The 24,189-nt window shown below is 74.3% G+C and carries 26 protein-coding genes, 2 tRNA genes and 1 riboswitch; of the genes, 18 read left to right on the forward strand and 10 right to left on the reverse strand.

What is annotated here, in order from left to right; genetic code table 11:
* Positions 1-15: 15 nt before the first annotated feature.
* Entirely contained in the window at positions 16-786 is a 771-nt protein-coding gene (ehuA, locus tag FB457_RS13950) for an ectoine/hydroxyectoine ABC transporter ATP-binding protein EhuA (protein WP_047015939.1), read from the forward strand.
* 166 nt (positions 787-952) lie between these two features.
* A complete protein-coding gene (locus FB457_RS13955) occupies positions 953-1,762 on the forward strand; it encodes an IclR family transcriptional regulator (RefSeq protein ID WP_047015940.1) in 810 nt (269 codons plus the stop codon).
* A gap of 188 nt (positions 1,763-1,950) precedes the next feature.
* Here FB457_RS13955 and FB457_RS13960 read toward each other — a convergent pair.
* A tRNA-Leu gene (locus FB457_RS13960) sits at positions 1,951-2,035 on the reverse strand.
* A gap of 76 nt (positions 2,036-2,111) precedes the next feature.
* Here FB457_RS13960 and FB457_RS13965 point away from each other — a divergent pair.
* Positions 2,112-3,323 (forward strand): nucleoside/nucleotide kinase family protein, encoded by a 1,212-nt coding sequence (locus FB457_RS13965; RefSeq protein ID WP_047015941.1) that lies wholly within the window; start codon positions 2,112-2,114, stop codon positions 3,321-3,323.
* Positions 3,324-3,387: 64 nt separating this feature from the next.
* On the opposite strand, the gene FB457_RS13970 is transcribed toward FB457_RS13965, so the two are convergent.
* Positions 3,388-3,461, reverse strand: a tRNA-Lys gene (locus FB457_RS13970).
* A 48-nt stretch (positions 3,462-3,509) separates the two neighbouring features.
* On the reverse strand, positions 3,510-4,607 hold the full coding sequence (locus FB457_RS13975; protein ID WP_047015942.1) for a Gfo/Idh/MocA family oxidoreductase: 1,098 nt from the start codon (positions 4,605-4,607) through the stop codon (positions 3,510-3,512).
* Between the two features lie 174 nt (positions 4,608-4,781).
* Here FB457_RS13975 and FB457_RS35220 point away from each other — a divergent pair, with 174 nt between their 5' ends.
* The 4 genes from FB457_RS35220 (at position 4,782) to FB457_RS13995 (ending at position 8,412) form a co-directional block, all read left to right on the forward strand.
* Positions 4,782-5,981: a hypothetical protein gene (locus FB457_RS35220; RefSeq protein WP_186461978.1), complete on the forward strand. Its 1,200-nt coding sequence runs from the start codon at positions 4,782-4,784 to the stop codon at positions 5,979-5,981.
* A gap of 97 nt (positions 5,982-6,078) precedes the next feature.
* The gene (locus tag FB457_RS13985) at positions 6,079-6,858 is read left to right on the forward strand and encodes an HAD-IIA family hydrolase (RefSeq protein WP_047015943.1); all 780 of its coding nucleotides are present in this window, start codon (positions 6,079-6,081) and stop codon (positions 6,856-6,858) included.
* A 141-nt stretch (positions 6,859-6,999) separates the two neighbouring features.
* Complete coding sequence (locus FB457_RS13990) at positions 7,000-7,599, forward strand: hypothetical protein (protein ID WP_145782066.1); 600 nt, start codon at positions 7,000-7,002, stop codon at positions 7,597-7,599.
* A 132-nt stretch (positions 7,600-7,731) separates the two neighbouring features.
* Positions 7,732-8,412 (forward strand): class F sortase, encoded by a 681-nt coding sequence (locus FB457_RS13995; RefSeq protein WP_047015945.1) that lies wholly within the window; start codon positions 7,732-7,734, stop codon positions 8,410-8,412.
* On the opposite strand, the gene bcp is transcribed toward FB457_RS13995, so the two are convergent.
* Positions 8,396-8,875 carry a thioredoxin-dependent thiol peroxidase gene (gene bcp / locus FB457_RS14000; RefSeq protein WP_047015946.1) on the reverse strand — a complete coding sequence of 160 codons (480 nt, stop codon included), beginning with the start codon at positions 8,873-8,875 and terminating at the stop codon, positions 8,396-8,398. The genes FB457_RS13995 and bcp overlap by 17 nt on opposite strands.
* A gap of 102 nt (positions 8,876-8,977) precedes the next feature.
* On the opposite strand from bcp, the gene FB457_RS14005 reads away from it, so the two are divergent.
* The 3 genes from FB457_RS14005 (at position 8,978) to FB457_RS14015 (ending at position 10,155) form a co-directional block, all read left to right on the forward strand.
* Positions 8,978-9,322, forward strand: a complete 345-nt coding sequence (locus FB457_RS14005) for a DUF3618 domain-containing protein (RefSeq protein ID WP_047015947.1) — start codon at positions 8,978-8,980, stop codon at positions 9,320-9,322.
* Positions 9,323-9,377: 55 nt separating this feature from the next.
* Entirely contained in the window at positions 9,378-9,680 is a 303-nt protein-coding gene (locus FB457_RS14010; protein ID WP_047019943.1) for a GroES family chaperonin, read from the forward strand.
* A gap of 59 nt (positions 9,681-9,739) precedes the next feature.
* Positions 9,740-9,804: riboswitch (guanidine-III (ykkC-III) riboswitch) on the forward strand.
* A gap of 30 nt (positions 9,805-9,834) precedes the next feature.
* Positions 9,835-10,155 (forward strand): DMT family transporter, encoded by a 321-nt coding sequence (locus FB457_RS14015; RefSeq protein WP_047015948.1) that lies wholly within the window; start codon positions 9,835-9,837, stop codon positions 10,153-10,155.
* A gap of 69 nt (positions 10,156-10,224) precedes the next feature.
* On the opposite strand, the gene FB457_RS14020 is transcribed toward FB457_RS14015, so the two are convergent.
* Positions 10,225-12,513, reverse strand: a complete 2,289-nt coding sequence (locus FB457_RS14020) for a transglycosylase domain-containing protein (RefSeq protein WP_486589033.1) — start codon at positions 12,511-12,513, stop codon at positions 10,225-10,227.
* Positions 12,514-12,708: 195 nt separating this feature from the next.
* Here FB457_RS14020 and FB457_RS14025 point away from each other — a divergent pair, with 195 nt between their 5' ends.
* The 4 genes from FB457_RS14025 (at position 12,709) to FB457_RS14040 (ending at position 16,117) form a co-directional block, all read left to right on the forward strand.
* Positions 12,709-13,554, forward strand: a complete 846-nt coding sequence (locus FB457_RS14025) for an ABC-2 family transporter protein (RefSeq protein WP_145782071.1) — start codon at positions 12,709-12,711, stop codon at positions 13,552-13,554.
* Positions 13,547-14,362: an ABC-2 family transporter protein gene (locus FB457_RS14030; RefSeq protein ID WP_145782073.1), complete on the forward strand. Its 816-nt coding sequence runs from the start codon at positions 13,547-13,549 to the stop codon at positions 14,360-14,362. Before FB457_RS14025 ends, FB457_RS14030 begins: the two co-directional genes overlap by 8 nt.
* 33 nt (positions 14,363-14,395) lie before the next feature.
* Positions 14,396-15,334 carry an ABC transporter ATP-binding protein gene (locus FB457_RS14035; protein WP_047015952.1) on the forward strand — a complete coding sequence of 313 codons (939 nt, stop codon included), beginning with the start codon at positions 14,396-14,398 and terminating at the stop codon, positions 15,332-15,334.
* Positions 15,335-15,400: 66 nt separating this feature from the next.
* Positions 15,401-16,117 (forward strand): DUF1707 SHOCT-like domain-containing protein, encoded by a 717-nt coding sequence (locus FB457_RS14040; protein WP_047019944.1) that lies wholly within the window; start codon positions 15,401-15,403, stop codon positions 16,115-16,117.
* A 25-nt stretch (positions 16,118-16,142) separates the two neighbouring features.
* Here the strand turns inward: FB457_RS14040 and FB457_RS14045 are convergent, their stop codons facing one another.
* The gene (locus tag FB457_RS14045; RefSeq protein ID WP_145782160.1) at positions 16,143-17,453 is read right to left on the reverse strand and encodes a GDSL-type esterase/lipase family protein; all 1,311 of its coding nucleotides are present in this window, start codon (positions 17,451-17,453) and stop codon (positions 16,143-16,145) included.
* A 196-nt stretch (positions 17,454-17,649) separates the two neighbouring features.
* Between FB457_RS14045 and FB457_RS14050 the strand changes: the two genes are divergently transcribed.
* From FB457_RS14050 to FB457_RS14065, 4 genes are all read left to right on the forward strand, one after another.
* The gene (locus FB457_RS14050; protein ID WP_047015953.1) at positions 17,650-18,942 is read left to right on the forward strand and encodes a DUF445 domain-containing protein; all 1,293 of its coding nucleotides are present in this window, start codon (positions 17,650-17,652) and stop codon (positions 18,940-18,942) included.
* Between the two features lie 107 nt (positions 18,943-19,049).
* A complete protein-coding gene (locus tag FB457_RS14055; RefSeq protein ID WP_145782075.1) occupies positions 19,050-19,373 on the forward strand; it encodes a DUF6412 domain-containing protein in 324 nt (107 codons plus the stop codon).
* A gap of 142 nt (positions 19,374-19,515) precedes the next feature.
* A complete protein-coding gene (locus tag FB457_RS14060) occupies positions 19,516-20,349 on the forward strand; it encodes a membrane protein insertase YidC (protein WP_145782076.1) in 834 nt (277 codons plus the stop codon).
* Between the two features lie 48 nt (positions 20,350-20,397).
* On the forward strand, positions 20,398-21,255 hold the full coding sequence (locus FB457_RS14065; RefSeq protein ID WP_047015955.1) for a fumarylacetoacetate hydrolase family protein: 858 nt from the start codon (positions 20,398-20,400) through the stop codon (positions 21,253-21,255).
* A gap of 118 nt (positions 21,256-21,373) precedes the next feature.
* Here FB457_RS14065 and rdgB read toward each other — a convergent pair whose 3' ends face one another.
* From rdgB to FB457_RS14085, 4 genes are all read right to left on the reverse strand, one after another.
* Positions 21,374-21,985 (reverse strand): RdgB/HAM1 family non-canonical purine NTP pyrophosphatase, encoded by a 612-nt coding sequence (rdgB, locus tag FB457_RS14070; protein WP_047015956.1) that lies wholly within the window; start codon positions 21,983-21,985, stop codon positions 21,374-21,376.
* Positions 21,982-22,371 carry a hypothetical protein gene (locus tag FB457_RS14075; protein ID WP_047015957.1) on the reverse strand — a complete coding sequence of 130 codons (390 nt, stop codon included), beginning with the start codon at positions 22,369-22,371 and terminating at the stop codon, positions 21,982-21,984. Before FB457_RS14075 ends, rdgB begins: the two co-directional genes overlap by 4 nt.
* On the reverse strand, positions 22,368-23,126 hold the full coding sequence (gene rph, locus FB457_RS14080) for a ribonuclease PH (RefSeq protein ID WP_145782078.1): 759 nt from the start codon (positions 23,124-23,126) through the stop codon (positions 22,368-22,370). Before rph ends, FB457_RS14075 begins: the two co-directional genes overlap by 4 nt.
* A gap of 190 nt (positions 23,127-23,316) precedes the next feature.
* Positions 23,317-24,069, reverse strand: a complete 753-nt coding sequence (locus FB457_RS14085; protein WP_047015959.1) for an MBL fold metallo-hydrolase — start codon at positions 24,067-24,069, stop codon at positions 23,317-23,319.
* Positions 24,070-24,189: the final 120 nt, after the last annotated feature.

The following is a 24,189-nucleotide window of genomic DNA, read 5'->3' on the forward strand; positions in this document are numbered from 1 at the left end:
ACCGAGAACCCGCCCGTGGACGGCAGCGAGCTGATCCGCTTCCACAACGTGACCAAGCGGTTCGGCGACAACGTCGTCCTGGACGACCTGTGCTTCGACGTCTCGTCGGGCAAGCACGTGACGCTCATCGGGCCCTCGGGCTCCGGCAAGACGACGATCCTGCGGCTGCTGATGACCCTGGTGAAGCCGGACAGCGGCACCATCAAGGTCAACGGCGACTACCTCTTCCACGAGGAGCGCAACGGCAAGCTGGAGCCGGCGGGCGAGAACCACGTCCGCGAGGTGCGCAAGAACATCGGGATGGTGTTCCAGCAGTTCAACCTCTTCCCGAACATGAAGGTGATGCGGAACATCACCGAGGCCCCGGTGCACGTGCTGGGGATGGCGAAGGACGAGGCGGAGGCGCGGGCGCGGGAGCTGCTGGAGCTGGTGGGCCTCACCGAGCACATCGACAAGTACCCGACCCAGCTCTCCGGCGGCCAGCAGCAGCGCGTGGCGATCGCCCGCGCGCTGGCGATGCGGCCGCAGGTGCTGCTGCTCGACGAGGTCACCTCGGCGCTGGACCCGGAGCTGGTGGCGGGCGTGCTCGACCTGCTGCGGGACATCGCGCGGACGACGGACATCACGATGCTGTGCGTCACCCACGAGATGAACTTCGCCCGGGACATCTCCGACGACGTGCTCATGTTCGACGAGGGAAAGATCATCGAGTCCGGGCCGCCGGAGAAGATCTTCAGCGATCCGGAGAACGAGCGTACGCAGCAGTTCCTGAACGCGATCCTCTGAGACGCGGCGGACGCCGTTCGGCGGGCGCCCTCCGGTCGCGAGGACGCCCGCCGGCGTGCTTCGGGAGAGAACAGTGAGATATGGACAACTATGGGGAGGAGGGGGCGTCCGGGCCTGACGGCGGGGAAAGCGGGGAACACCTGAGGAGACACTTCAGGGAGACCACGTGCCGGTCCTGCACCCGCCGCCCGGGGACCAGCCCCCGGGCCGGCGACCCGAGCCGAGGGACGAACCCGCGGCACCCTTCCCCTCCGTACGGCACGCTCTCCGCGTGCTGGAGTCCGCGGCCCGGCACGGCGGCGAGGGGGTGCCCGTCGCCCGCCTCGCCCGCGAGACCGGCCTGCCACCGGGACAACTGGCGCACCTGCTGCTGACGCTGCGCAGGCAGCGGTACCTGGAGCGGCTGGAGGACGGCTCGTACGCCATCGGCGAGGCCGTGGCGCTGCTCGGCGCGGGCGGGAGCAGGACGCGGGCGGTGCACGACAAGCTGCGGCGGGAGATGAACGAGCTGCGGAAGACGACGCGGGCGGCGATATACCTCGGCCGGTACGAGGACGGGGAGGTCCGCGTCACACAGATCGCGGACGCGCCGGGGACGCCGCGGGTGAACGAGTGGGTGGACTTCCGCTCGGCGGCGCACGCGACGGCGCTGGGCAAGTGCCTGCTGACGCAACTGGACCACGACGCGCGCCGGGACCACCTGTCGCGCCACCGGGCGGCGCGGCTGACGTCCCGCACGATCACGGGCGAGGCGGCGGTCCTGGCCGCCCTGGACCGCCAGGTGGCCACGGTCCCGACCCTGGACCTCCAGGAGTACGCGGTCGGCACGGTCTGCGCGGCGGTCCCCCTCACGGCGGGCCTGGAGATAGGCTGCGTGGCCCTGTCCCTCCCGGTGAACCAGACCCACCGCCTGCGCGCGGCGGCGGAAAGACTGAACAGAGAGGCGGCGAACCTGCTGCTGGCGCTGTCGCTGTAGCCACGGCCACGCAGCCCGCGGGCGACCGGGGAGAGGACCTCCGGCGGGCGGAACGTGGCCCAGGTGCCGGGCGCACGGACGGACGACCGGCGTCGTCGGCCCCGCCTTCGTCCCTGGGCCCACCGCGCCGCAGGCACCGCCCCAGCACCCGCGCCGCCGCCCCGCCCCTCCCCGCGCAGCGGGTTGCGTGCGGCGGGAGGGATTCGAACCCTCAAGCCCGGTCAGGGGCCACAGATCCTAAGTCTGCTGCGTCAGCCATTGCGCCACCGCCGCTCCGCCCGGAATGTTACCCGCCCCCCGATCGCGGCCCGGATACGGCAGGTTGGGCCCGGCGTCGTAGGGTGCGGCAATGCGTAGCGAACTGCTGGCCGACGATGCGTGGGCCCTCCTCCGCGGGGGGCGAAGGGCCGTGCTGGGGCTGGCGGGCGCGCCCGGGGCCGGGAAGTCGACGCTGGCCCGCGCGCTCGTCGCCGCGCTGCGCGCGCGGCACGGGGCCGGCGCCGCCGCATACGTGCCGCTCGACGGCTTCCACCTCTCCAACGCCCAGCTCGACCGCCTCGGCCTGCGCGACCGCAAGGGCTCCGAGCCGAGCTTCGACGCCGCCGGCTACGCCGCCCTCCTGCGCCGGCTCGCGGAGGAGCCCGGCGCCGAGGTGTACGTGCCGGACTTCGACCGCGCGCTGGACGAGCCCGTCGCCGCCCGGCACCACGTCCCGCCCGGCACCCGGCTGATCGTCACCGAGGGCAACTACCTCGCCTGCGACCTCCCCGGCTGGCGCGCGGCGCGGGAGCTGATGGCCGAGGTCTGGTACGTCGACGCCCCCGACGCGGTACGCGACGCCCGGCTGATGGCGCGGCACGTGGGCTTCGGCCGTACCGCCGCCGCCTCCCGCGCCTGGATCGACGCCAACGACGCGCCCAACGCGGAGCTGGTGAAGGCGTCCCGCGGGCGGTGCGACCGCGTGGTGGCGGCGGACGACCCGGCCGCGGGCCCCGCGGAAGCCGCGGACGCCCCCGGCCACCCGCCCGGCGACGTCCTCGTCGTCAGCGGGCCGCCCGGGGCGGGCAAGACCACCGTCGCCCGGCTCCTCGCCCGGGAGGCAGAACCCAGCGTCCACCTCCACACCGACGACTTCTGGGCCTTCATCGCCCGCGGCGGCATCGCCCCCTACCTCCCCGCCGCCCGGCGCCAGAACGAGACCGTCGTCGCCGTCGCCGCGGGCGCCGCCGCCCGGTACGCCGCCGGCGGCTACCGCGTCGTGCTCGACGGCGTCGTCGGCCCCTGGTTCGTCGACGCCTACCGCGCCGCCGCCCGCGCCGCCGGCGTCCCACTGCACTACGTCGTCCTGCGCCCCGACGAGCCGACGGCCCTGGCCCGCGCCACCGCCCGCACGGGACCCGACGCGCTGACCGACCCCGGGCCGGTACGGGCGATGCACCGGGAGTTCGCCGACCTCGGCCCGTACGAGACCCACGCGCTGGACACCGGCGGCCAGCCGCCCGAGGCGACCGCCGCCGCCGTGCGCGACGCCGTCGCGGCCGGTACGTACCGCCTCGGCTGAAGGCACACGGACACGCGGACACGCGCAGAGCCCGGGCCTTCCGGCCCGGGCTCTGCGGGGTGCGTACGCCGCCAGGGACTCGAACCCCGGACCCGCTGATTAAGAGTCAGCTGCTCTAACCAACTGAGCTAGCGGCGCAGGTCGTCTTGGACGACGCCGTCAAGCATACCGGCTCCGCGGGGGTGCTCAGGCACCGTCCGCGAGCCGGACGACCCGGCCCTCCGCCGCCGAGCGGCGGGCCGCCTCCAGCACCCGCAGCGTCGCCGCGGCCTCCGCGGCGGTGACCGGCGGGGGCGTGCCGGTGCGCAGGGCCTCGACGATGCCCGCGTAGTACGCGGGGTAGGCGCCGGGCAGGGTGGGCACCGGTTCGCCGCCGCCGGTGAGCGGGGACTCCCCCGCGCCGAGGCGGCCCCATGCGGACTCCGGCTCCGCGCCCCAGGTCCCGTCCCCGTCCCCCGGGCGGCGGCCGTCGCGCAGCGCCGCCTCCTGCGGGTCGAGCCCGTACTTCACGTAACCCGCCCGGCTGCCCAGCACCCGGAAGCGCGGCCCGAGCTGCGGGGCCATCGCGGTCATCCACAGGTGCGTACGGACGCCCCCGGCGTGCGCCAGCGCGACGAAGTCGTCGTCGTCCACCACCGAGCCCGCCCGGCGGGCGTCGGACTCGGCGTAGACGGAGGTCACCGGGCCGAAGAGGGTCAGCGCCTGGTCGACGAGGTGGCTGCCCAGGTCGTACAGCAGCCCGCCGACGTCCGCCGGGTCGGCGGAGTCGCGCCAGCCGCCGCGCAGCGCGGGGCGCCAGCGCTCGAAGCGGGACTCGAAGCGGTGGACGTCGCCGAGGGAGCCGTCGGCGAGGAGCGCGGCGAGGGTGCGGAAGTCGTTGTCCCAGCGGCGGTTGTGGAAGGCGGAGAGGAGCAGCCCGCGGGCGTCGGCGAGGGTCGCCAGTTCCTCGGCCTCGGCGGCGGTGGCGGCCAGCGGCTTGTCCACGACGACGGGCAGACCGGCCTCCAGCGCGGCGGTGGCCAGCGGCACGTGGGTGCGGTTGGGGGAGGCGACGACGGCGAGGTCGAGGCGGTCGGCGCGGGCGAGGAGGTCGTCGGCGGTGGCGACGGTGGTGGCGTCCGGGTACGCGGCGCGCACCTGCTTCTGCCGCTCGGGGTCGCCGGTGACGACGGTGTCCAGGACCAGCCCGTCCGTGGCCGCGACCAGCGGGGCGTGGAAGACGGACCCGGCGAGTCCGTAACCGAGGAGACCGACGCGCAGGGGGGTGCCAGGGGTGCCATCCATGGCCGTCACTCAACCACACGGCCCGCGGCGGGCCGGGGGCGGGCGGGGGGTTGGCGTGCGCTGTCCGTACGGGCCCGGGGGTTGCCCCGGACGGGCGTCATGCGGCCGGGGCGTTGGGCCGTTCGGAGCCGCCTCGCCGCTCGCCGGTACGGGGATCGTGGCACGGTCGCGAGCATGGGACCGCGCTCCGCATTCGCCGTCACGGCCGCCGCCGCAGCCCTCTTCCTCTGTCCCGTGCCCCCTGCCGCGGCGGCGCAGGAGCCGCCGCCGGGACGGGCGTTCGCGCCGCGCTGCGGCGACCCCGGGGCGGGGCACTTCCCCGTGCGGACGGAGCTGCACGGCGACGGCGCCGCGCTCCGGGCCGGGGGCGCACGGGGTGGGCTGACGCTGCGGCTGCACAACGCCTCGGCCGGGGCCTGCCGCGACGTGCACCCCGTGGCCGTGGTCGGCCACGAGGCCGGCGGGCGGCTGCGGCCGGGGGACGTCCGGCTGGAGTTCCACGACGAGCGGACGCGGCGCTGGCGGTCGGTGGCGTTCGAGCGGACGGGCGGGGACGAGAGCGCGGGGGTGTTCGCGGGCGGCTCCCGCGGCTTCGCGCTGCGGGCGGGCGAGAGCCGGGAGGTGAGGCTGCGGATCGGCTTCGCGAAGGGCGCACCGACGGGGCGGGTGACGGTGAACGTGACGACGGTGCAGCGGCGCGGGGACGACGGCGAGTGGGTGGGGCAGTCGAAGGACTACGAGACGGGCATCGAGGGGGGACGGCGGTGCTGCGGCGAGACGGGGAACCCGGAGGAGGAGGCGACGAAGCGCCCCGCGGAGCCGCGGGAGGGCGCGACGCCGGAGCGCCCGCGGCACCGGGCCGGTCCGCCGGGGGCGAGGGAGAGCGGGGGCCCGGAGAGACGGGAGCCCCGGGCGGAGACCGGCCCGCCGGAAGCGCCTGGCGCGCGGGGCGCGCCGGGGACGGGAGCGCCGGGGACACCGGGGTCTTCGGGAGCACCGGGAACGCCCGGGAGCCCGGCGGCACCTGGCGTTCCGGCAACACCGGGAGCGCCCGAGAGCCAGGCGGCACCGGAAGCGCCGGGCACACCGCCGGGAACGGTAACTCCAGGTACGCCGGGCTCCGTACCGTCACCGGGTACGGAGCCCACGCCCCCGGCACCGAAGGGCGCCCCCGTACCGCGGTGGCCCAACGGCGCACCGCCTGCCCCGCCCCGGCTCCCCGGTGCGGCCCCCATGCCGGAGAGCCTGGCGGCTACGGGCGGTGGGGCAACAGCCGCGGCCGCCGCGGCAACCGGCTCGCTCCTCCTCGGCACCGCCCTCGTCCTCACCACCCACCGCCGACGCCGTCCCCCGAGAACCCCACCCGCCCTCTGACCTCCTCCCCCGCTCTTCTCCCTCCGCCCCCTCAGTACCGCGGCTCCTGCGTCTAGGCTGGTGACCCCGTTCCCGAGGCACCGGTTGGAGAGAGCAGATGGCGGAGCGCATGCCGGTCGAGTCGTGGCTGACGGACATGGACGGGGTGCTCATGCACGAAGGCATCCCGATCCCCGGCGCCGACGCCTTCATCAAGCGGCTGCGCGACTCCGGCAAGCCCTTCCTCGTGCTCACCAACAACTCCATCTACACCCCCGGCGACCTGCACGCCCGCCTCTCCCGCATCGGTCTCGACGTGCCCGTGCAGAACATCTGGACCTCCGCCCTCGCCACCGCCAAGTTCCTCGACGACCAGCGCCCCGGCGGCACCGCGTACGTCATCGGCGAGGCCGGCCTCACCACCGCGCTGCACGACCACGGCTACGTCCTCAGCGACCACCGCCCCGACTACGTCGTCCTCGGCGAGACCCGCACGTACAGCTTCGAGGCGCTGACGAAGGCCATCCGGCTGATCGAGAACGGTGCCCGCTTCATCGCCACCAACCCGGACCAGACCGGCCCGTCCACCGAGGGCCCGCTGCCCGCGACCGGCGCCGTCGCCGCGCTCATCACCAAGGCGACCGGCAAGGAGCCGTACTTCGTCGGCAAGCCGAACCCCCTGATGATGCGCGCCGGGCTCAACCAGATCGGCGCCCACTCCGAGTCGACCGCGATGATCGGCGACCGGATGGACACCGACGTGCTGGCCGGTCTCGAGGCGGGCATGGAGACCTATCTGGTGCTGACCGGGCTCACCCGGGCGGACCAGGTGGAGCGCTTCCCGTACCGGCCGTCCCACATCGTCGACTCGATCGCCGACCTGGTCACGCTCATCTGACCCGGCGCGCGCGGCCGCCGCGGGCAGGCCCGCACCCCGCCGTTCGGGTGGGCGCCGCCCGGTTCGGCGTAGTGCCGCCGCCGTGCGGATGCGCGGGGCGCGCGGGTCGCGACCCTGGGAGTGAGAACTCCCGGAGGTCCCATGCGCCCGGTCCGTGTCTGCCTCGCCGCCGTGCTTCTGCTGACGGGCGGCGGCGCCGTCTCCTGTGCCACCGACGCGTTCGCGCAGGGCGAGGTGACGGTGACCCCGTACCGCGTGCAGCGCGGCGACCCGGTCCAGGTGAGCACCGGCGCCTGCCGCGGCGACTTCGCCTCGGCGACCTCGGAGGCGTTCGAGGCGCCGGTGAACCTGCGGCCGGAGAACTTCGGCGGGCTCACCGGCCGCGGGAAGATCAAGTGGACCGCGCGGGCCGGCACGTTCCCGGTGTGGGTCGACTGCGACGGCGGCAAGCGGGTCGCGCGCGGCCGAGTGGTGGTGGAGGAACGGCACCAGCGTCCGGAGCACTGGAAGAACAACTGGCACCACGAGCCCTGGTCTCCGGTGACCGCGGGCGGCGGCGGCACGGCGAAGAAGACAGACCCGGCGCAGGCACAGGAGCAGGGAAAGAACGGCTCCGTGCCCGTCCTGCCCCTCGCCCTCGTCGGCGGCGGCGCGGCGGTCCTGGCGCTCTCCTTCGTACGCCGCCGGACGCGCGCCGCCGCGTCCCGCGGCCCGGACGGCGGCACCCCCGAGGGCCGCTAGATGAATGAGCCCGATCCCCCGTCGTTCGCCCGCAGGGCGGGCGTTGCGGCGTCTGGTGCGTGCGATCGCAAGGCGGAGGGTCGACCGCATAGGGGGCCTCTTCGGCCGATCCCGACAACGCAGCGAGCGTGCGTGCCAGGCGTCGCGGCGCAGGCGGGGGATCGGAGTCATTCATCTGGGCCCGCCCGCCGCCCGGGTCTCGTCACCGCCGCCGCCTGGGCCGTGCTCCTGCTCGGCCTGGCGCTCTGGGGCCGCGACCTCCGCGAAGGGGACGGCGGCGGCGCGGTCTCCGACGGCGCCGCCGCCGCGCAGGTGCTGCGCGACGGGCCCCCGGCGGCCCGCCCGTTGCCCGGCTCGGTGCCCGCGGGCGTCGCGGTGCCGTCGGTGGGGGTCGAGGGCCCGGTGATCAGCCGCGGGCTCGACGGGGACGGCGCGGTGGCGGCGCCGCCGTTCGGGAACGCGAACGAGATCGGCTGGTACCGCGGCGGCGCGCGGCCCGGCGCGGCCGGCGTCGCGGTCTTCGTCGGGCACATGGACACCCGCGCCAGGCCGGCGGTGTTCTACCGCCTCGGGGACGTGCGCCCCGGCGAGGAGGTCACGGTGACGCGCGCGGACGGCAGGACCGCGGTGTTCACGGTGGAGCGGGTGGAGACCGTCGCCAAGGACGACTTCGACGCCCAGCGCGTCTACGGGCAGCACAAGCGCGGCCGGGCCGAGATCCGCCTGCTCACCTGCGGCGGCGCGTACGAGTCGACGGCCAGGAGCTACACGGGCAACCTGGTGGTCTCCGGCTATCTCACGCAGGCGCAGTGACGTCGAGATCCTTGAGGAGCTTCGCGACATGACCGGTGGCCTTGACGTTGTACAGCGCCCGCTCGACCTTGCCGTGCTCGTCGACGACGACGGTGGAGCGGATGACGCCGGTCACCGTCTTGCCGTAGAGCTTCTTCTCGCCGAAGGCGCCGTACGCCTCCAGCACCGCCTTGTCGGGGTCGCCCACGAGCGTCACCTTCAGCGACTCCTTCTCCCGGAACTTCGCCAGCTTGGCCGGCTTGTCGGGCGAGACGCCGATGACGTCGTAGCCGGCGGCGGCGAGCACGTCGAGGTTGTCGGTGAAGTCGCACGCCTGCTTGGTGCAGCCCGGGGTGAGCGCGGCCGGGTAGAAGTAGACGATGACCTTGCGGCCCCGGCGGTCGGCGAGGGACACATCCTTGCCATCCGCGTCGGGCAGGGTGAAGTCGGGGGCGGTGTCGCCGGGCTGCAGTCGCTCGCTCATGGTGCTTTCCCTACTCCTCGGTGCGGGGCGGATGTCGCACCCGAGCGTAACGGCTGACAGACTGTCGAAAAGCAGACGGACGGCGAGGACGGAGGCACCGCGGTGTCGGACGGCAGGACTCCCGCGCAGATCGAGGCGGACATCGCCCGCCGGCGGCAGGATCTCGCCGCGACGCTCGACGAGATCTCGCTGCGGGTGAGCCCCAAGAACCTGGTGGACGAGGCCAAGGCCCGGACGAAGGGTGCGGTCGACCGCACGGCGGGGCAGGCGTTCGTGGTCGCGAACCGCGCCGTCGACAGCGCCCGCGGCGTGCTGGTCTCGCCCGACGGCGGCCCCCGGATGGAGCGCATCGTTCCGGTCGCGGTGACCCTGGTGGCGGTGGCCGGGCTGCTGGCGCTGGGATCGCGCCGGCCCGGGAAGTACCGGGGCAGGCGACGGCGCCGTTAGCGGCGCGGGTACCGTCGAGTCCGTGAATACGCCCGACGACAAGCTGCCCATCCGGATGCTCCACGACCGGGTGCTCGTCCGTACCGACTCCGCGGAGGGCGAGCGCCGGTCGAGCGGCGGCATCGTCATCCCCGCGACCGCGGCCGTGGGCCGGAGGCTGACCTGGGCCGAAGTGGTGGCCACGGGGCAGAACGTGCGGACGGTCGAGCCGGGGGACCGGGTGCTGTTCGACCCGGAGGACCGCGGCGAGGTCGAGGTGCGGGGCGTGGGCTACGTGCTGCTGCGCGAGCGCGACCTGCACGCGGTCGCCTCGGAGCGGCTGGAGGGCACCGAGGACTCGACCGGCCTGTACCTGTAACGCCCCCCTCAACCGCCTCCGGCAGAGGCGGCACGGGCACCCACGCGGCCTTCTCCCGCGGCTTGCTACGGTGGGAGGAACCCGACGAGACGCGCCGTACCGGGTCACGCAAAGACGACGCACCCCCGTCAGTCCGACTACGGAGGTCCGTCTCATGGCCTGGATTCTGCTGCTCGCCGCCGGCCTGCTCGAAGTGGGCTGGGCAATCGGCATGAAGTACACCGAAGGCTTCACCCGCCTCTGGCCCAGCGTGTTCACCATCGCCGGCATCGCCGCGAGCATGATGCTGCTCGCGCAGGCCGCGAAGACGCTGCCCATCGGCACCGCGTACGGCGTGTGGGTGGGCATCGGTGCCGGCGGCGCGGCGCTGCTCGGCATGGTGGTGCTGGGCGAGCCCGCGACGGTGGCGCGGGTGTTCTTCGTCGCCCTGCTGCTGGTCGCCGTGGTCGGGCTGAGGGCGACGTCGGGGCACTGATCCCCGTACGTCCACCGCGTGCCCCCGGCGCCCGACCCGCTCCCCCGCCCTTCTCCCCCGGCCCGCTCCCTACTGCGGCACCGGCGGTGCCGCGCCCGCGGGTGCCGCCGGGACCGGCGGCGGGGCCGGGACGGGCGGCGCGGCCGGGACGGGCGGGGCCGGGACGGGCGGCGCGGCCGGGACGGGCGGGGCCGGGACGGGCGGCGCGGCCGGGACGGGCGGGGCCGGGACGGGCGGGGCCGGGAACGCCGCGGGGGCCGGCATCGGTACCTCGGCCGGGTCGGGCGCCGGGGGCGGCACGTACGGCATCCGCTGCCGGTGGCTGACCTCCAGGTCGAAGTCGCTCGCGGGCACGTCCCACAGCGCGTCCCTGGTGTACGCGCCCCAGATCTTCGCCGGCACCCCGCCGCCGCTGATCCGGTCCTCGCCCAGCACCCCGTGCAGCGACTTCTGCGCGCCCGTCTCCGGGTCCTGCCCCATCACGCCGACCACGGTCGCCAGCTCGGGGGTGTAGCCCGCGAACCACGCCGAGCGGTCGTGCTCCCCGGTGCCGGTCTTGCCGGCCGCCGGGCGTTCGGCGCTCTGCGCCTCCTCGCCGGAGCCGTTCTCGACGACGTTCTGCAGCATCGCGGTCGTCGCGTCCGCCGCGTTGCGGGAGATCACGGGGTGCGGGCGCCGCGGCGGGAGCTGGAAGATCTCGCCGTTGCGGCTGAGCTCGTCCACGAGCCGGTACCCGCCGTGGTCGCCGTGGCCGGCGAGCGTGGCGTACGCCTGCGCGAGGTCGAGCGCGCTGGGGGTGGCGGTGCCGAGGCCGATCGAGGGGTGGGCCTTCAGCTCCGGGGTGGCGGACGGCAGGCCGAGGCGGACGGCGGTGGCGCGGACCTTCCGGGGCCCGACGTCCTGGGCCATCTGCGCGTAGACGGAGTTGACCGAGTCGTTGGTGGCGTCGGCGACGTTGAGGCGGCCGTACGAGACGTCGTCCTGGTTGCTCGGCGCGTAGCGGAGCGCCTTGCCCTTCTTGCCGATCACCCGGCGGGCGGTGTCGCCGTCGTACATCGTCCGCGGCGTGATCGGCTTGCCCTCCCAGTTCTCCGCCTTCTCCTGCACGGCGGCGGCGAAGACGAACGGCTTGAAGGTGGAGCCGGCCTGATAGTCGCGGCGGGTGGCGTTGGAGACGTACTGCTGGGTGTAGTCGGTGCCGCCGTAGAGCGCGACGACCTTGCCGCTGGCGACGTCGATAGAGGCGCCGCCGACGCGCACGTAGGCGTCGGCCGGGTTGGACTCGGGGTCGAGCTGGTACGTCAGTTGCTCCTCGACGGCGCCGACGAAGGCGTCCTGCTTCTCGGGCTGGAGCGTGGTGACGATGCGGAAGCCGCCGGCGGCGAGGGTCTTCTCGTCGATGATGCGGTGCTCGGTGAGGTAGCCGTTGATGGCCTCGACGAGATAGCCGCGCTGCCCGGACAGGCCGGGGTCGAGCCGGGACGGCTCGGGCACGGGGAACTCCAGGCTGCCGCGGCTGCCGGGTGCGAGCCAGCCCTCCTTGACCATGCCGTCCAGCACATAGTTCCAGCGGGCCTCGGCGGCGGGCCGGTTGCCGGGGTGCACGGCCACGTCGTACGTGCTCGGGGCCTGGAGCAGCGTCGCGAGGAACGCGCCCTCGGGTACGGTCAGTTCCTCGACGTCCTTGTCGTAGTACGCCTGGGCGGCGGCCTGCACGCCGTAGGCGTTGCGGCCGAAGTAGCTGGTGTTGAGGTAGCCCTCCAGGACGTCGTCCTTGGTGACCTCGCGGTCCAGCTTGATGGCGATGAACGCCTCGCGGAGCTTGCGGCTGATCGTCTGCTCCTGGTCGAGGTAGTAGTTCTTCACGTACTGCTGGGTGATGGTCGAGCCCGACTGGGTGCCCTTGCCGGTCAGGGTGTTGAAGCCGGCCCTCACCATCGCCATCGGGTTGACCGCGGAGTCGGAGTAGAACTCGCGGTCCTCGGCGGCCAGGACGGCCATCCGCACGTGGTCGGGGACGCGCTGCAGCTCCACGCTCTCGCGGTCGACCTCGCCCTTGTCGGCGAGCTTGGTGCCGTCGGCGTAGAAGTAGTGGTTGCTCTGCGCGGTCGCCATGTCGTTGGGCCGCGGGATGTCGACGGTCAGGTAGCCGACGGCGAACGCCCCGGAGGCCAGCGCCACCGTCAGCATCGCGGCACCCAGCAGCACCTTCCACCAGGTCCTGCGGTACGTGCGCCGGCGGCGTTCCTTCGCGGGGCGGCCGGCGGGCGGGGCGGGCGGGGGCGCCGGTTCGAGGTCCGTGCGCTCGGTGTCCTCCGGTTCCGCCTGGGGGCCGAAGCTCCGGGTGCCCTGTCGCATCTCCGTGTGGCTCATCTGCCGTCCGTGGGCTCGATCCATCTGATATGACACTTGCGAGCAGTTTGTCATTAAGAATGCAGATATCCGGTAGGTGTGGATAATCAGTCGCAGGGCTCAACCCGACTGGACTAGAGTCGGGTCCTTTGTGCGGGGCCCGGCGGCGGGGCCCCCGGGGAGAGCGGGGGTGGCGGGAGCATGCGCGGGTCCGGTGCCCTGCGGGACGCGCCCGCCGTGCAGGCGCTGCGGCTGTACGGGCTGGTGGCGGCCGGCGGCTTCCGCCGCTTCTCGACGTACCGCGCGGCCACCGCCGCCGGCGTCTTCACCAACACCGTCTTCGGCTTCATCCTGGCCTACACGTTCATCGCGCTCTGGCACGAGCGCCCGCAGCTCGGCGGGTACGACGAGGCGCAGGCGCTCACCTTCGTCTGGATCGGCCAGGCGCTGCTGGCGCCCGCCGCCCTCCTCGGCTACGGCTTCCAGGAGGACCTCCAGGAGCGCATCCGCTCCGGCGACGTGGCCGTGGACCTCTACCGGCCCGCGGACCTGCAGCTCTGGTGGTTGGCCCACGACCTGGGCCGGGCCGCGTTCCAACTGCTCGGCCGCGGCATCGTGCCGATGGCGGTGGGCGCGCTGGCGTTCGAGCTGGCGCTGCCCACGGCGGCGCACACCTGGCTGCTCTTCCTCCTCTCCGTGACGCTGGGCCGCCTGGTGAGCTTCGCCATCCGCTACCTGGTCGGCCTCGCCGCGTTCTGGCTGCTCGACGGCCAGGGGATCAACCTGATGAACTCGCTGGTGGCGATGCTCCTGTCCGGCACCCTGCTGCCGCTGACCGTCTTCCCCGGCGCCGCCGGCGACCTCGCGCAGGCGCTGCCGTGGGCGGCGATGCTCCAGGTCCCCGCGGACGTGCTGCTCGGCCGGCACACCGGCGCGGGTCTCGCCGGGGCGCTGGCGTTCCAGGCGGCCTGGGCGGCGGCGCTGCTGGCCGCCGGGCGGGCGATGCAGGCGCTCGCGACCCGCAAGGTGGTGGTGCAGGGTGGCTGATCTGGCCGCGGGGGTGCGGGGGTACGGGCTGATCGTCGCCATGTGGGTGCGTACGACGATGACGTACCGCATGTCGTTCGCCATGACCGCGCTCGGCAACCTGCTGATGACCGCAGCCGACTTCGCCGCGATCGCGATCATGTTCTCGCACACCGACGTGCTCGGCGGCTTTACCTTCGCCGAGGTCGGGCTCCTCTACGGCACCACCTCCACCTCCCTGGGCCTGGCCGACCTGCTGCTGGGCAACCTGGACCGGATCGGCAGCAGGATCCGCGACGGCACGATGGACACGCTGCTGGTCCGGCCGGTGCCGGTGTTCGCGCAGATAGCCGCCGACCGCTTCGCGCTGCGCCGGATCGGGCGGGTGCTCCAGGGGCTGATCGTGCTGGTCTGGTCGCTGACCGCGCTGGAAGGCGTGGCGTGGACGCCGGTCGCGGTGCTGCTGGTCCCCGTGATGGTGCTGTCCGGGGCGGCGATCTTCGGGGCGGTGTTCGCGTGCGGCGCGGCGTTCCAGTTCTGGGCCACGGACGCGGCCGAGGTCCAGAACTCCTTCACGTACGGCGGCAACACGCTCACCCAGTACCCGCCGACGATCTTCAGCAAGGAACTGGTGCGCGGCGTGACGTTCGCCGTGCCGCTGGCGTTCGTCAACTGGCTGCCTGCCCTGCACATCCTCGGCCGGGACGACCCGCTGGGCCTGCCCGGCTGGGTCGACTTCGCCTCGCCGCTGGTCGCCGCCGTGTGCTGCGCGCTGGCCGGGCTGGCGTGGCGCACGGGGCTGCGCGGGTACCGCAGCACGGGAAGCTGACGCGACGGTGCACACGACGCGAAGGAGGGGCACGTGATCGAGGTCGAGGACCTGGAGAAGGTCTTCGTCGTACGCCGCCGGGCGGGCCGGCTGCGCCGTACGCGGCACGAGGTGCGCGCCGTCGGCGGCATCAGCTTCTCCGTGCCGCGCGGCGAGATGGTCGGCTACATCGGCCCCAACGGCGCGGGCAAGTCCACCACTATCAAGATGCTCACCGGCATCCTCACCCCCAGCGGCGGCCGGCTGCGCGTCGCGGGCATCGACCCGGCGCGCGAGCGGACGAAGCTGGCCCGGCGCATCGGCGTCGTCTTCGGCCAGCGCACCACCCTGTGGTGGGACCTGCCGCTGCTCGACTCGTACCGGGTGATGCGCCGCATGTACCGCATCCCCGGCGACCGTTACCGCGAGAACCTGGAGCGCTGCACCGAACTGCTGGGCCTCGGCGACCTGCTGGAGGTGCCGGTGCGGCAGCTCTCGCTCGGCCAGCGGATGCGCGGCGACATCGCCGCCGCCCTGCTGCACGACCCCGAGGTGCTGTATCTGGACGAGCCGACGATCGGCCTGGACGTGCTGAGCAAGGCGAAGGTGCGGGAGTTCCTGCGCGAGCTGAACGCGGAGCGCGGCACGACCGTGCTGCTCACCACGCACGACCTGTCCGACATCGAGCAGCTCTGCAAGCGGGTCATGGTCATCGACCACGGCCGGCTGATGTACGACGGCGGCCTCGACGGGCTGCACGCGGTCGGCGAGAGCGAGCGGATGCTCGTCGTCGACCTGGAGCGCGAGCTGCCGCCCATCGACCTCGCCGGCTGCCGCACGGTGAAGGTGGAGGGCCCGCGGCAGTGGCTCGCCTTCCCGGCGGGGGCCAGCGCGGCGCCGCTCGTCGCGGAGGTGGCCGCGCGGTGGCCGCTGGTGGACCTCTCGGTGCGGGAGCCCGACATCGAGGACGTCATCGCCCGCATGTACGCATGACGGCCCCGCCCGCGGGAGGACGTGGAGCCCGCGTCCTCCCGCGGGCGGGGCCGTAAGCTCGACGCCATGACGAGCGATGAGCACCTGCCGGAGCTGCGTGCCTCGGACGCCGACCGGGAGCGGGTCGCCGACATCCTGCGTGACGCGCTGGCGGAGGGCCGGCTCGCCATGGACGAGTTCGAGGAGCGCCTGGAGGAGACGTACCGGGCGAAGACCTACGCCCAGCTCGAACCGCTCACCCGCGACCTGCCCGCCGCGGGCGCCGCGCCCGCGGCGCGTGAGGCGGCCCCCGCGGCCCGGCCCGCGGCCGGCTGGGCCGGCCGCGTCGGCGGCGAGGCGACGTCGCGCCGGGGCATCGCGATCATGAGCGGCTTCCAGCGCAAGGGGGCCTGGACGGTGCCGCGGCGGTTCACCATGTTCTCGTTCTGGGGCGGCGGCGAACTGGACCTGCGCGAGGCGGACTTCGAGGCCGCGGAGGTGGAGATCCGCTGCATCTCGATCATGGGTGGCGCGCACGTCATCCTGCCGCCCGACATGGCGCTGGAAGTGCGCGGCATCGGCATCATGGGCGGCTTCGACCACTCCCAGACCGGCGTCCCCCACGCCCCGGGCGCCCCGCGCGTCACGCTGACCGGCTTCGCCTTCTGGGGCGGCGTGGGGACGAGCCGGAAGAAGACCAAGGCGGCCAGGCGCGCGGAGGCGGAGGCGGCCAGGGAGCAGCGGCGGCTGGCCAGGGAGGAGCGGCGCCTGGCGCGCGAGGAGCGCCGCAAGCGGCTGGAGTAGTACGGGCGTTGCCGCGTCCGGCGGGTCAGAGCACGGCCTGGGCGCGGGGCTTGAGGTCCGCGGGGTCCAGGGTCAGGGCCATCTCGTGGAAGCCCAGGTCCGTCAGGTGCAGATGGTCGCCCGAGTCGTACGCCGGGTGCAGGCGCGCGGGCCGGTCCGGGTCGCGCAGGGCGGCGTCGAAGTCGAGGACCGCGTCGAAGACGCCGCCCGCGCGTATCAGCTCGTTGACCTCCTGCCGTACGCGCTCCGCCCGCGGCGTGTACGCCGGGTGTCCCCGGAACGGCATCAGCGTCGCGCCGAGCACCCTGAGGCCCCGGTCGCGGGACTGCCGTGCGATCTCGCGCAGGCCGGCGACGATCGCGTCCGCGTCGGCGGTCGCGGGGGACTTGAGGATGTCGTTGATGCCCAGTTCGACGATGACGGCCTTGACGCCGGTGCGGGAGAGCACGTCGCGGTCGAGGCGGCCCCGCCCGGAGGGGCCGTTGCCGGGAAACTCGGTGCCGCCGTCGGTGAGGATCCTGTTGCCGCTGAGGCCGAGGTTGAGCACCCCGTAGCGCGGGGCGCCGGGCTCCTCGCGCAGGCGGACGGCGAGGTAGTCGGTCCAGCGGCGGTTGGCGTCGGGCGTGGAGGTGGTGCCGTCGGTGAGCGAGTCGCCGAGGACGGCGACGGCGCCGGTGGCGTGCTCGCTCCAGACGTCGACGGCGGTGACGTAGCGCCAGGACCGGAACTCCCGGTCGTACGCCGTCCCTTCGGCGTCCCGGGTGTGGTCGCCGGCGGCCAGGTAGGAGGTCTGCAGCGCGTGCGGGTGGTACGTGACCGGGCCGGCAGGCGCCGGCGCGTACGTCGTCACCAGCAGGTCGGTGTCGGCCGGCACCCGCAGCCGTACGGGGTCGCTGGTCACGGTCCGGCCGGCGGGGATCGTCACCGCGGCGGCGCCGGCGAAGGTCAGCGGCCGCATCGTCTCCGGCTGCGCCGCCGGGGCGCCCGCCCCGGCGGCGACGGCGACGCTGGAGCGGGTGAGGGTCAGCGGCGTCTCGCCGTACTCGTTGGACAGGTGTATCCGGGCCCGGGCGCCGCCGATGGAGGTGTGCACGACGTTGCGCAGGGACATCCCGGCGAAGCCGTCCCGGGTGCCCGGCTCCGCCCCGGCCTGCGCGGCGGCCCAGGTGCCGGCCCAGCCGCCGACGGAGGCGGGGGCGGCGGCGTCCGCGCTGCCGCCGGCGCCCGCGGCCGCGGGCACGCCCGGGCGGTCGGTGAGGGCGTGCACGCCGGCGACGAGCAGGGCCACGACCGCCACCAGGGCGGCGAGCACGGCGTAGCCCGTCCTGTTCCTCACGTCAGCCTGCTCCCCCGGAAGTTCGTCGTACGCGCCGTCTCGGCGGTCCGCCATCCTAGCGAGGGGAGGGAGACGTTCCGGTCACAGCCCCGGCATCCCCGGGACACCGGGAACCCCTGATCCGTTCTCTGAGTGAAAGATGGTGCCGGGCCCGGGGACAATGGCCCTCGGGAACGGTGTGAGCGGACGGAGCGCGATGGATCGGCCGGCAGCGGAAGGACCGGGGGGCTTTGCCTACACGGACGCCGACGCGGAGAAGCGGCGCGGCGTGCGCCGGATGAAGACCATCGCGACCGGCCTGCTGCTGCTGGCCGCCGTGGTCTTCACGCTCGCCCGCTGGGCGCAGCACAACGGCGCCGGCGCCTGGTCGGGCTACGTCGCCGCGGCGGCGGAGGCGGGCATGGTCGGCGCGCTGGCGGACTGGTTCGCGGTCACGGCGCTCTTCAAGCGGCCCCTCGGGCTGCCCATCCCGCACACCGCGATCATCCCCACCAAGAAGGACCAGCTCGGCCAGAGTCTCGGCGACTTCGTCGGCGAGAACTTCCTCTCCGCCGACGTCGTACGCGCCCGGCTGCACGCGCTCGGCCTCGGCAGCCGCGTCGGCGGCTGGCTCGCCGAGCCCGACAACGCCGACCGGGTCACCGCCGAGGCGTCGACCGTGCTGCGCGGCGCGCTGACCGTACTGCGGGACAACGACGTGCAGGCCGTCGTCGGCGAGGCCATCAACCGCCGGGCCGCCGCCCTGGAGGTCGGTCCCGGGCTCGGCAAGCTGCTGGAGAGGATCGTCGCGGACGACGGCCACCGCCGCGTCGTCGACCTGATCTGCGAGCGCGCCGAGTCCTGGCTGATCCTCAACGGCCCCTCGGTCGTCGGCGCCGTCACCGGCGGCGCCCCCGGCTGGACCCCGAGGTTCGTCGACCGCCGGGTCGGCGAGCGGGTCTACAAGGAACTGCTGCGGTTCATCGGCGAGATGCGGGAGTCGCCGGACCACCCGGCGCGCGGCGCGCTCGACCGGTTCCTCTCCGACTTCGCCGCCGACCTCCAGGGCGACACCGCGACCCGGGCGCGCGTCGAGCGGCTCAAGGGTGAGCTGCTGGCCCGCGACGAGCTGCAGGACTTCATCGCCGCGGCGTGGACGTCGCTGCGCGGCATGATCGTCGGCGCGGCCGAGGACGAGCGCAGCGAGCTGCGGCTGCGGGCGCGGGCGGCGCTGCTGTCGTTCGGGCAGCGGATGGCGGCAGACGAGCGGCTCCAGGCGAAGGTCGACGGCTGGGCGGAGGACGTCGCGACGCACGTGGTGACGACGTACCAGCACCAGATCACGTCGCTGATCTCGGACACGGTCGCGGGCTGGGACGCGGACCAGACGTCGCGTAAGATCGAGGCGAACATCGGCCGGGACCTGCAGTTCATCCGCATCAACGGCACGGTGGTGGGCTCGCTCGCGGGGCTGGTCATCTACACGGTGTACCGGGCGGTCGCGGGCTGAGCGGGGCGCTCGCCGCCCGGCCCGGGCGGGGCGGCGCCGCGTGAGGATGCGCGCAGACGCCGCGTGCGCCTCGTACGGGACGGTGAACGGAAGGGAGGACGGCCCCGATGCTCCGCATCCTCGATGCCGCCACGCGCTGGCGCATGGTCGCCGTCGCCCTGCTCCTCCTCGCCGCCGACCTCGTGCTCGACGAGACGGGCGTCGCCACCGGCCTCGCCGGTGCCGCGGCCTCGGCCGCGTCCGCCGCCCTGTCGCTGCTCGCCGGGCTCGCGCTCTGCGCCGCCGCCGCGGCGCCCGCGTCGGCCGCCGGAATCCGCACCGCGCTGCGCGAACGCGCGCGGCGCACCGCCTTCCTGCCCCAGCGGGACCCGGACGCCGCGGGCCGCCCGCGGCCCAGGGCGCCCGGCCGTCGCACCGCGACGGCCGTGTAGGCGCCCCGCCGCACACCGCCCGTAGCCCGCAGTATGGCCCCCGGCCGTGCGCTGCCCGCTACCCGCGCGCCGCCCGCGGGCGCCCCGCACGGCTCGTCACGCCGCCCCTCTTCCGGCACGACGAGACCTGTGGAGCCCTTCCATGTCCGTATTCGGCGCGCTCTCCGCCCTTCTGTCCGGCCTCGCCGGCACCCTCGACCCCTTTTTCGGCGCCTCCGCCACCGGCGTCGCGATCATCGTCTTCACCCTGTGCGTACGCCTCGCCCTGCACCCCCTCGCGCGCGCCGCCGCGCGCGGCGACCGGGTGCGCAGGGACCTCGCGCCGCAGGTGGCGGAGATCCGGCGCAAGCACCGCCACGACCCCGAGCGGCTGCGTCGCGCGCTCACCGAGACGTACGCGGAGGCAGGCGCCTCGCCGCTGGCGGGCTGCGGCCCGATGGTGCTGCAGATCCCGGTGTTCATGGTGATGTACCGGCTCTTCACCGGCCACGACCACGACCTGCTCACCCACACCCTGCTCGGCGCCCCGCTGGGCGGGCGGTGGTCCGACGCGCTCGCGGACGGCGGGGTGTTCGGAGCGCACGGCATGGTCTACGCGGGGCTCTTCGCGGTGATCGCGGGGGTGGCCGCGTACACGTTCTGGCGCAGCCGCCGGATGATGGCCGAGCGCAAGGCCGGGGCGGAGGCGATACGCAAGGCGGCGACCGCGAAGGGCGCGGGAAGCGGGAAGAACGGGAAGGGCGGGAAGAAGGGCGGGAAGGCGCAGGCCGCCGCGCCGCCGCCCGGACTCCCGGGCCCCGCCGCGGGACTGACCCGCTGGCTGCCCCTGCTCTCCTTCGGCACCCTGGTCACGGCCGCGATCGTGCCGCTCGCCGCGGGCCTCTACCTGGCGACCACCGCCGCATGGACCGCCGCGGAACGCACCCTCCTCTACCGCCGCCCGGGTCCACGGGCTGAACAGGGTATTGCGGAATGAACAGCCGTCAACGGATGATCGATCGACCGCGGAGAGGGGAGTCATCACATGAAGCTGCTGCGTGTCGGACCGCCGGGGAGCGAGCGCCCGGCCCTGCTCGACGACGGAGGGACCCTGCGGGACCTCTCCGGAGTCGTGTCCGACGTGGACGGAGCGCTGCTGTCCGACGACGCGGCGCTCGCCCGCGTACGGGACGCCGACGCGGCCGGCGACCTGCCGGCGCTCGACGCCGAGGGGCTGCGCACGGGGCCGCCGGTGGCCGGGATCGGCAAGATCGTGTGCATCGGGCTGAACTACCACGACCACGCGGCCGAGACCGGCGCGGCCATCCCGGCCGAGCCGATCCTCTTCATGAAGGCCCCGGACACGGTGGTGGGCCCCGAGGACACCGTCCTCGTGCCGCGCGGCAGCGAGAAGACGGACTGGGAGGTGGAGCTGGCGGTGGTCATCGGCCGTACGGCCCGCTACCTGGAGTCCGACGCGGACGCGCTGGCCGCGGTCGCCGGCTACGCCGTGGCGCACGACGTCTCCGAGCGCGAGTTCCAGTTGGAGCGCGGCGGGCAGTGGGACAAGGGCAAGAACTGCGAGACGTTCAACCCGCTGGGCCCGTGGCTGGTGACGGCGGACGAGGTGCCGGACCCGCAGGCCCTGGGGCTGCGGCTGTGGGTGAACGGCGAGAAGCGGCAGGACGGCACGACGGCGGACCAGATCTTCCCGGTGGCCCATGTGGTGCGGTATCTGAGCCGGTTCATGACGCTGTACCCGGGCGACGTGATCAACACCGGTACGCCGGCGGGGGTCGCGCTGGGCATGGCGGAGCCGAAGCCGTATCTGCGCGCGGGCGACGTCGTGGAGCTGGAGGTCGACGGCCTCGGCCGGCAGCGGCAGGAGATCAAGGGCGCGTAGGCGCAGGACGACGCCGAGGGCGCCGCCGGAGGGATCCGGCGGCGCCCTCGGCGTCTGTACGGGCGTGTCCGTACGGCGGCGTCCGTACGAGCCGGGCGAGACGGCCCGTATGCGGCGCTCAGCCCTTGAGCAACTCCCGCACCGCCGGGGCCAGCGCGCGGAACGCCTTGCCGCGGTGGCTGATGGCGTTCTTCTCCTCGGGGGTGAGCTCGGCGCAGGTGCGGTCCTCCCCGAGCGGCTGGAGGACCGGGTCGTACCCGAAGCCCCCGGTGCCCGCCGGCTCGTACCGCAGCGTGCCCTCCAGCTTCCCCTCCGCGACCCGCTCCGTGCCGTCCGGCAGCGCGAGCGCCGCGGCGCAGGCGAAGTGCGCGGCACGGTGCCCGGGGCCGACGTCGGAGAGCTGGGCAAGGAGCAGGGCGAGGTTCGCGGCGTCGTCGCCGTGCCGGCCCGCCCAGCGGGCGGAGAAGATGCCGGGGGCGCCGCCGAGGACGTCGACGCAGAGGCCGGAGTCGTCGGCGACCGCGGGGAGCCCGGTGGCCCGGGCGAGCGCGTGCGCCTTGAGGAGCGCGTTCCCGGCGAAGGTGACGCCGGTCTCGGGCACGTCCGGGACGTCGGGGAAGTCGGCGGCGCCGAGGAGTTCGGCGTCGACGCCCGCCTCGCCGAGGATGGCGCGCAGCTCGGTGATCTTGCCCGCGTTGCGGGTGGCGAGGACGAGACGGTGCGCGGTCACGAGGTGCAGACGTTCGTCAGTTCGCCGGCGGCGTCGCCGACCGGCCGGAAGTCGGGTACCTCGCCGCGGTCGGTGGCCTGCTGGGCGTTGTCGACCGCCCGCTGGAGGTCGTCGACCGCCTTGCCGACGTCGGCGTTGTCGGCCTGGTCGCCGAAGTCGTCGAGGTTCTTGTCGATCTCGTTGAGGGCGTCCGCGGCGGCCTGCGGGTTCTCATTCGCGCCGGAGACGGCTTCCTGCAACTGGTCGACGTCGGCCGCGATCCTGGTGGCGAGCTGGCCGCAGTCTATGGCCTTGCTCACGGCGTCACACGCGCCGGTGAGCGTCACCGCGACGGCGCCCGCCGCCAGCGCGACGCCCGCGCGGGTCCAGAGCCTCTTCCCTCTCACTGGTCTCCCTCCAGTGCCGTGCGCTGCAGCCCGTCGAGCTGCGCGCAGCCGCCGACCGCGAGGTCGAGCAGCGCGTCGAGTTCGGCGCGGGCGAACGGCTCGCCCTCCGCGGTGCCCTGCACCTCGACGAAGCGTCCGTCGCCGGTGCAGACGACGTTCATGTCGGTCTCCGCCCGCACGTCCTCCTCGTAGCAGAGGTCGAGCAGCGGCACGGAGCCCACGATGCCGACGCTGACGGCGGCCACGGTGCCGGTCAGCGGTGTCGCCCTGGACTTGATCAGCTTGTTCCGCCGGCCCCACGCGACGGCGTCGGCGAGGGCGACGTACGCCCCGGTGATGGCGGCGGTACGGGTGCCGCCGTCGGCCTGGAGGACGTCGCAGTCGAGGACGACGGTGTTCTCGCCGAGGGCCTTGAAGTCGATGACGGCGCGCAGCGACCGGCCGATCAGCCGGGAGATCTCGTGCGTGCGGCCGCCGATCTTGCCGCGTACGGACTCCCGGTCGCCCCGGGTGTTGGTGGACCGCGGCAGCATCGCGTACTCCGCGGTGACCCACCCCTCGCCGCTGCCCTTGCGCCAGCGCGGCACGCCCTCGGTGAAGCTGGCGGTGCAGAGCACCCGGGTGTCGCCGAAGGACACCAGCACGGACCCCTCGGCGTGCATGCTCCAGCCGCGTTCCAGCGCCACGGGGCGCAGCTCGGCGGGGGTACGTCCGTCGATACGGCCGAAGCCGGCGGAGGTCTCAGAGGTAGCCATGCCCCCGACCCTATAGGCCCTTCATGAAGGCCGGCCCCCCGTCCCCGCCCCCGGACCAAAGGCCCCGCGGACCGTTCCGCGGTGCCCCTGTGGACCCCGCCCGGGGTGCGCCCCTACCGCGTGCTCTTCCGGTTCGCCGTCGTCGAGTTCGGCCCGCCCGCCCCGGGCCGGGAGACCGGCGGGGCGATCCTCAGACCTCGTACACCGCGCCCGCGCGCGCCAGTTCGACCGGACCCCCGTACATGTCCTTCGCGTCCCGCAGGTTGACCTGCGGGTCGGTCCACGGCGGGATGTGCGTGAGCACCAGCCGCCCCACGCCCGCCGCCGCGGCGGCCTCGCCCGCCTCGCGGCCGTTGAGGTGCAGGTCGGGGATCTGCTCGCGGCCGTGGGTGAACGCCGCCTCGCAGAGCAGCAGATCGGCGTCCGCGCTCAGTTCGGTCAGCGCCTCGCAGGGGCCGGTGTCGCCGGAGTAGACGAGGCTGCGGTCGTCGTGCTCGATGCGGAAGGCGTACGCCTCGACCGGGTGGCTCACCCGGTCCGCGTGCACCCGGAACGGGCCGATCTCGAACGCGCCCCGCTCCAGCGCCCGGAAGTCGAAGACCTCGCTCATCGACGTCTCCGAGGGGGTGTCCGCGTACGCGGTGGTGAGCCGCTGCTCCGTGCCCTTGGGGCCGTAGACGGGGAGCACTTCCGCGGGGCCGCCGTCATGGCGGTAGTAGCGCGCGACGAAGTAGGCGCACATGTCGATGCAGTGGTCCGCGTGCAAATGGCTCAGGAGGACGGCGTCGAGGTCGTACAGTCCGCAGTGCTGCTGCAGTGCCCCCAGCGCGCCGTTGCCCATGTCGAGCAGGAGCGCGTACCCCTCCGCCTCGACCAGGTAGCTCGAACACGCGGAGTCCGCGGACGGGAACGAGCCCGAGCAACCGACGACGGTGAGCTTCATCGGGGAGGGACCTCCGGCACGGTCGGGACGGGGCGACGATGCCCCGCCGGCTCTGCCGAGGGTAAGCCGGGACGGACCGGAGCGGTCCCCCGGCCATCCCGGTTGTGGGCGGAATCACCA

It is taken from the genome of Streptomyces sp. CNZ287 (genome assembly GCF_007827615.1).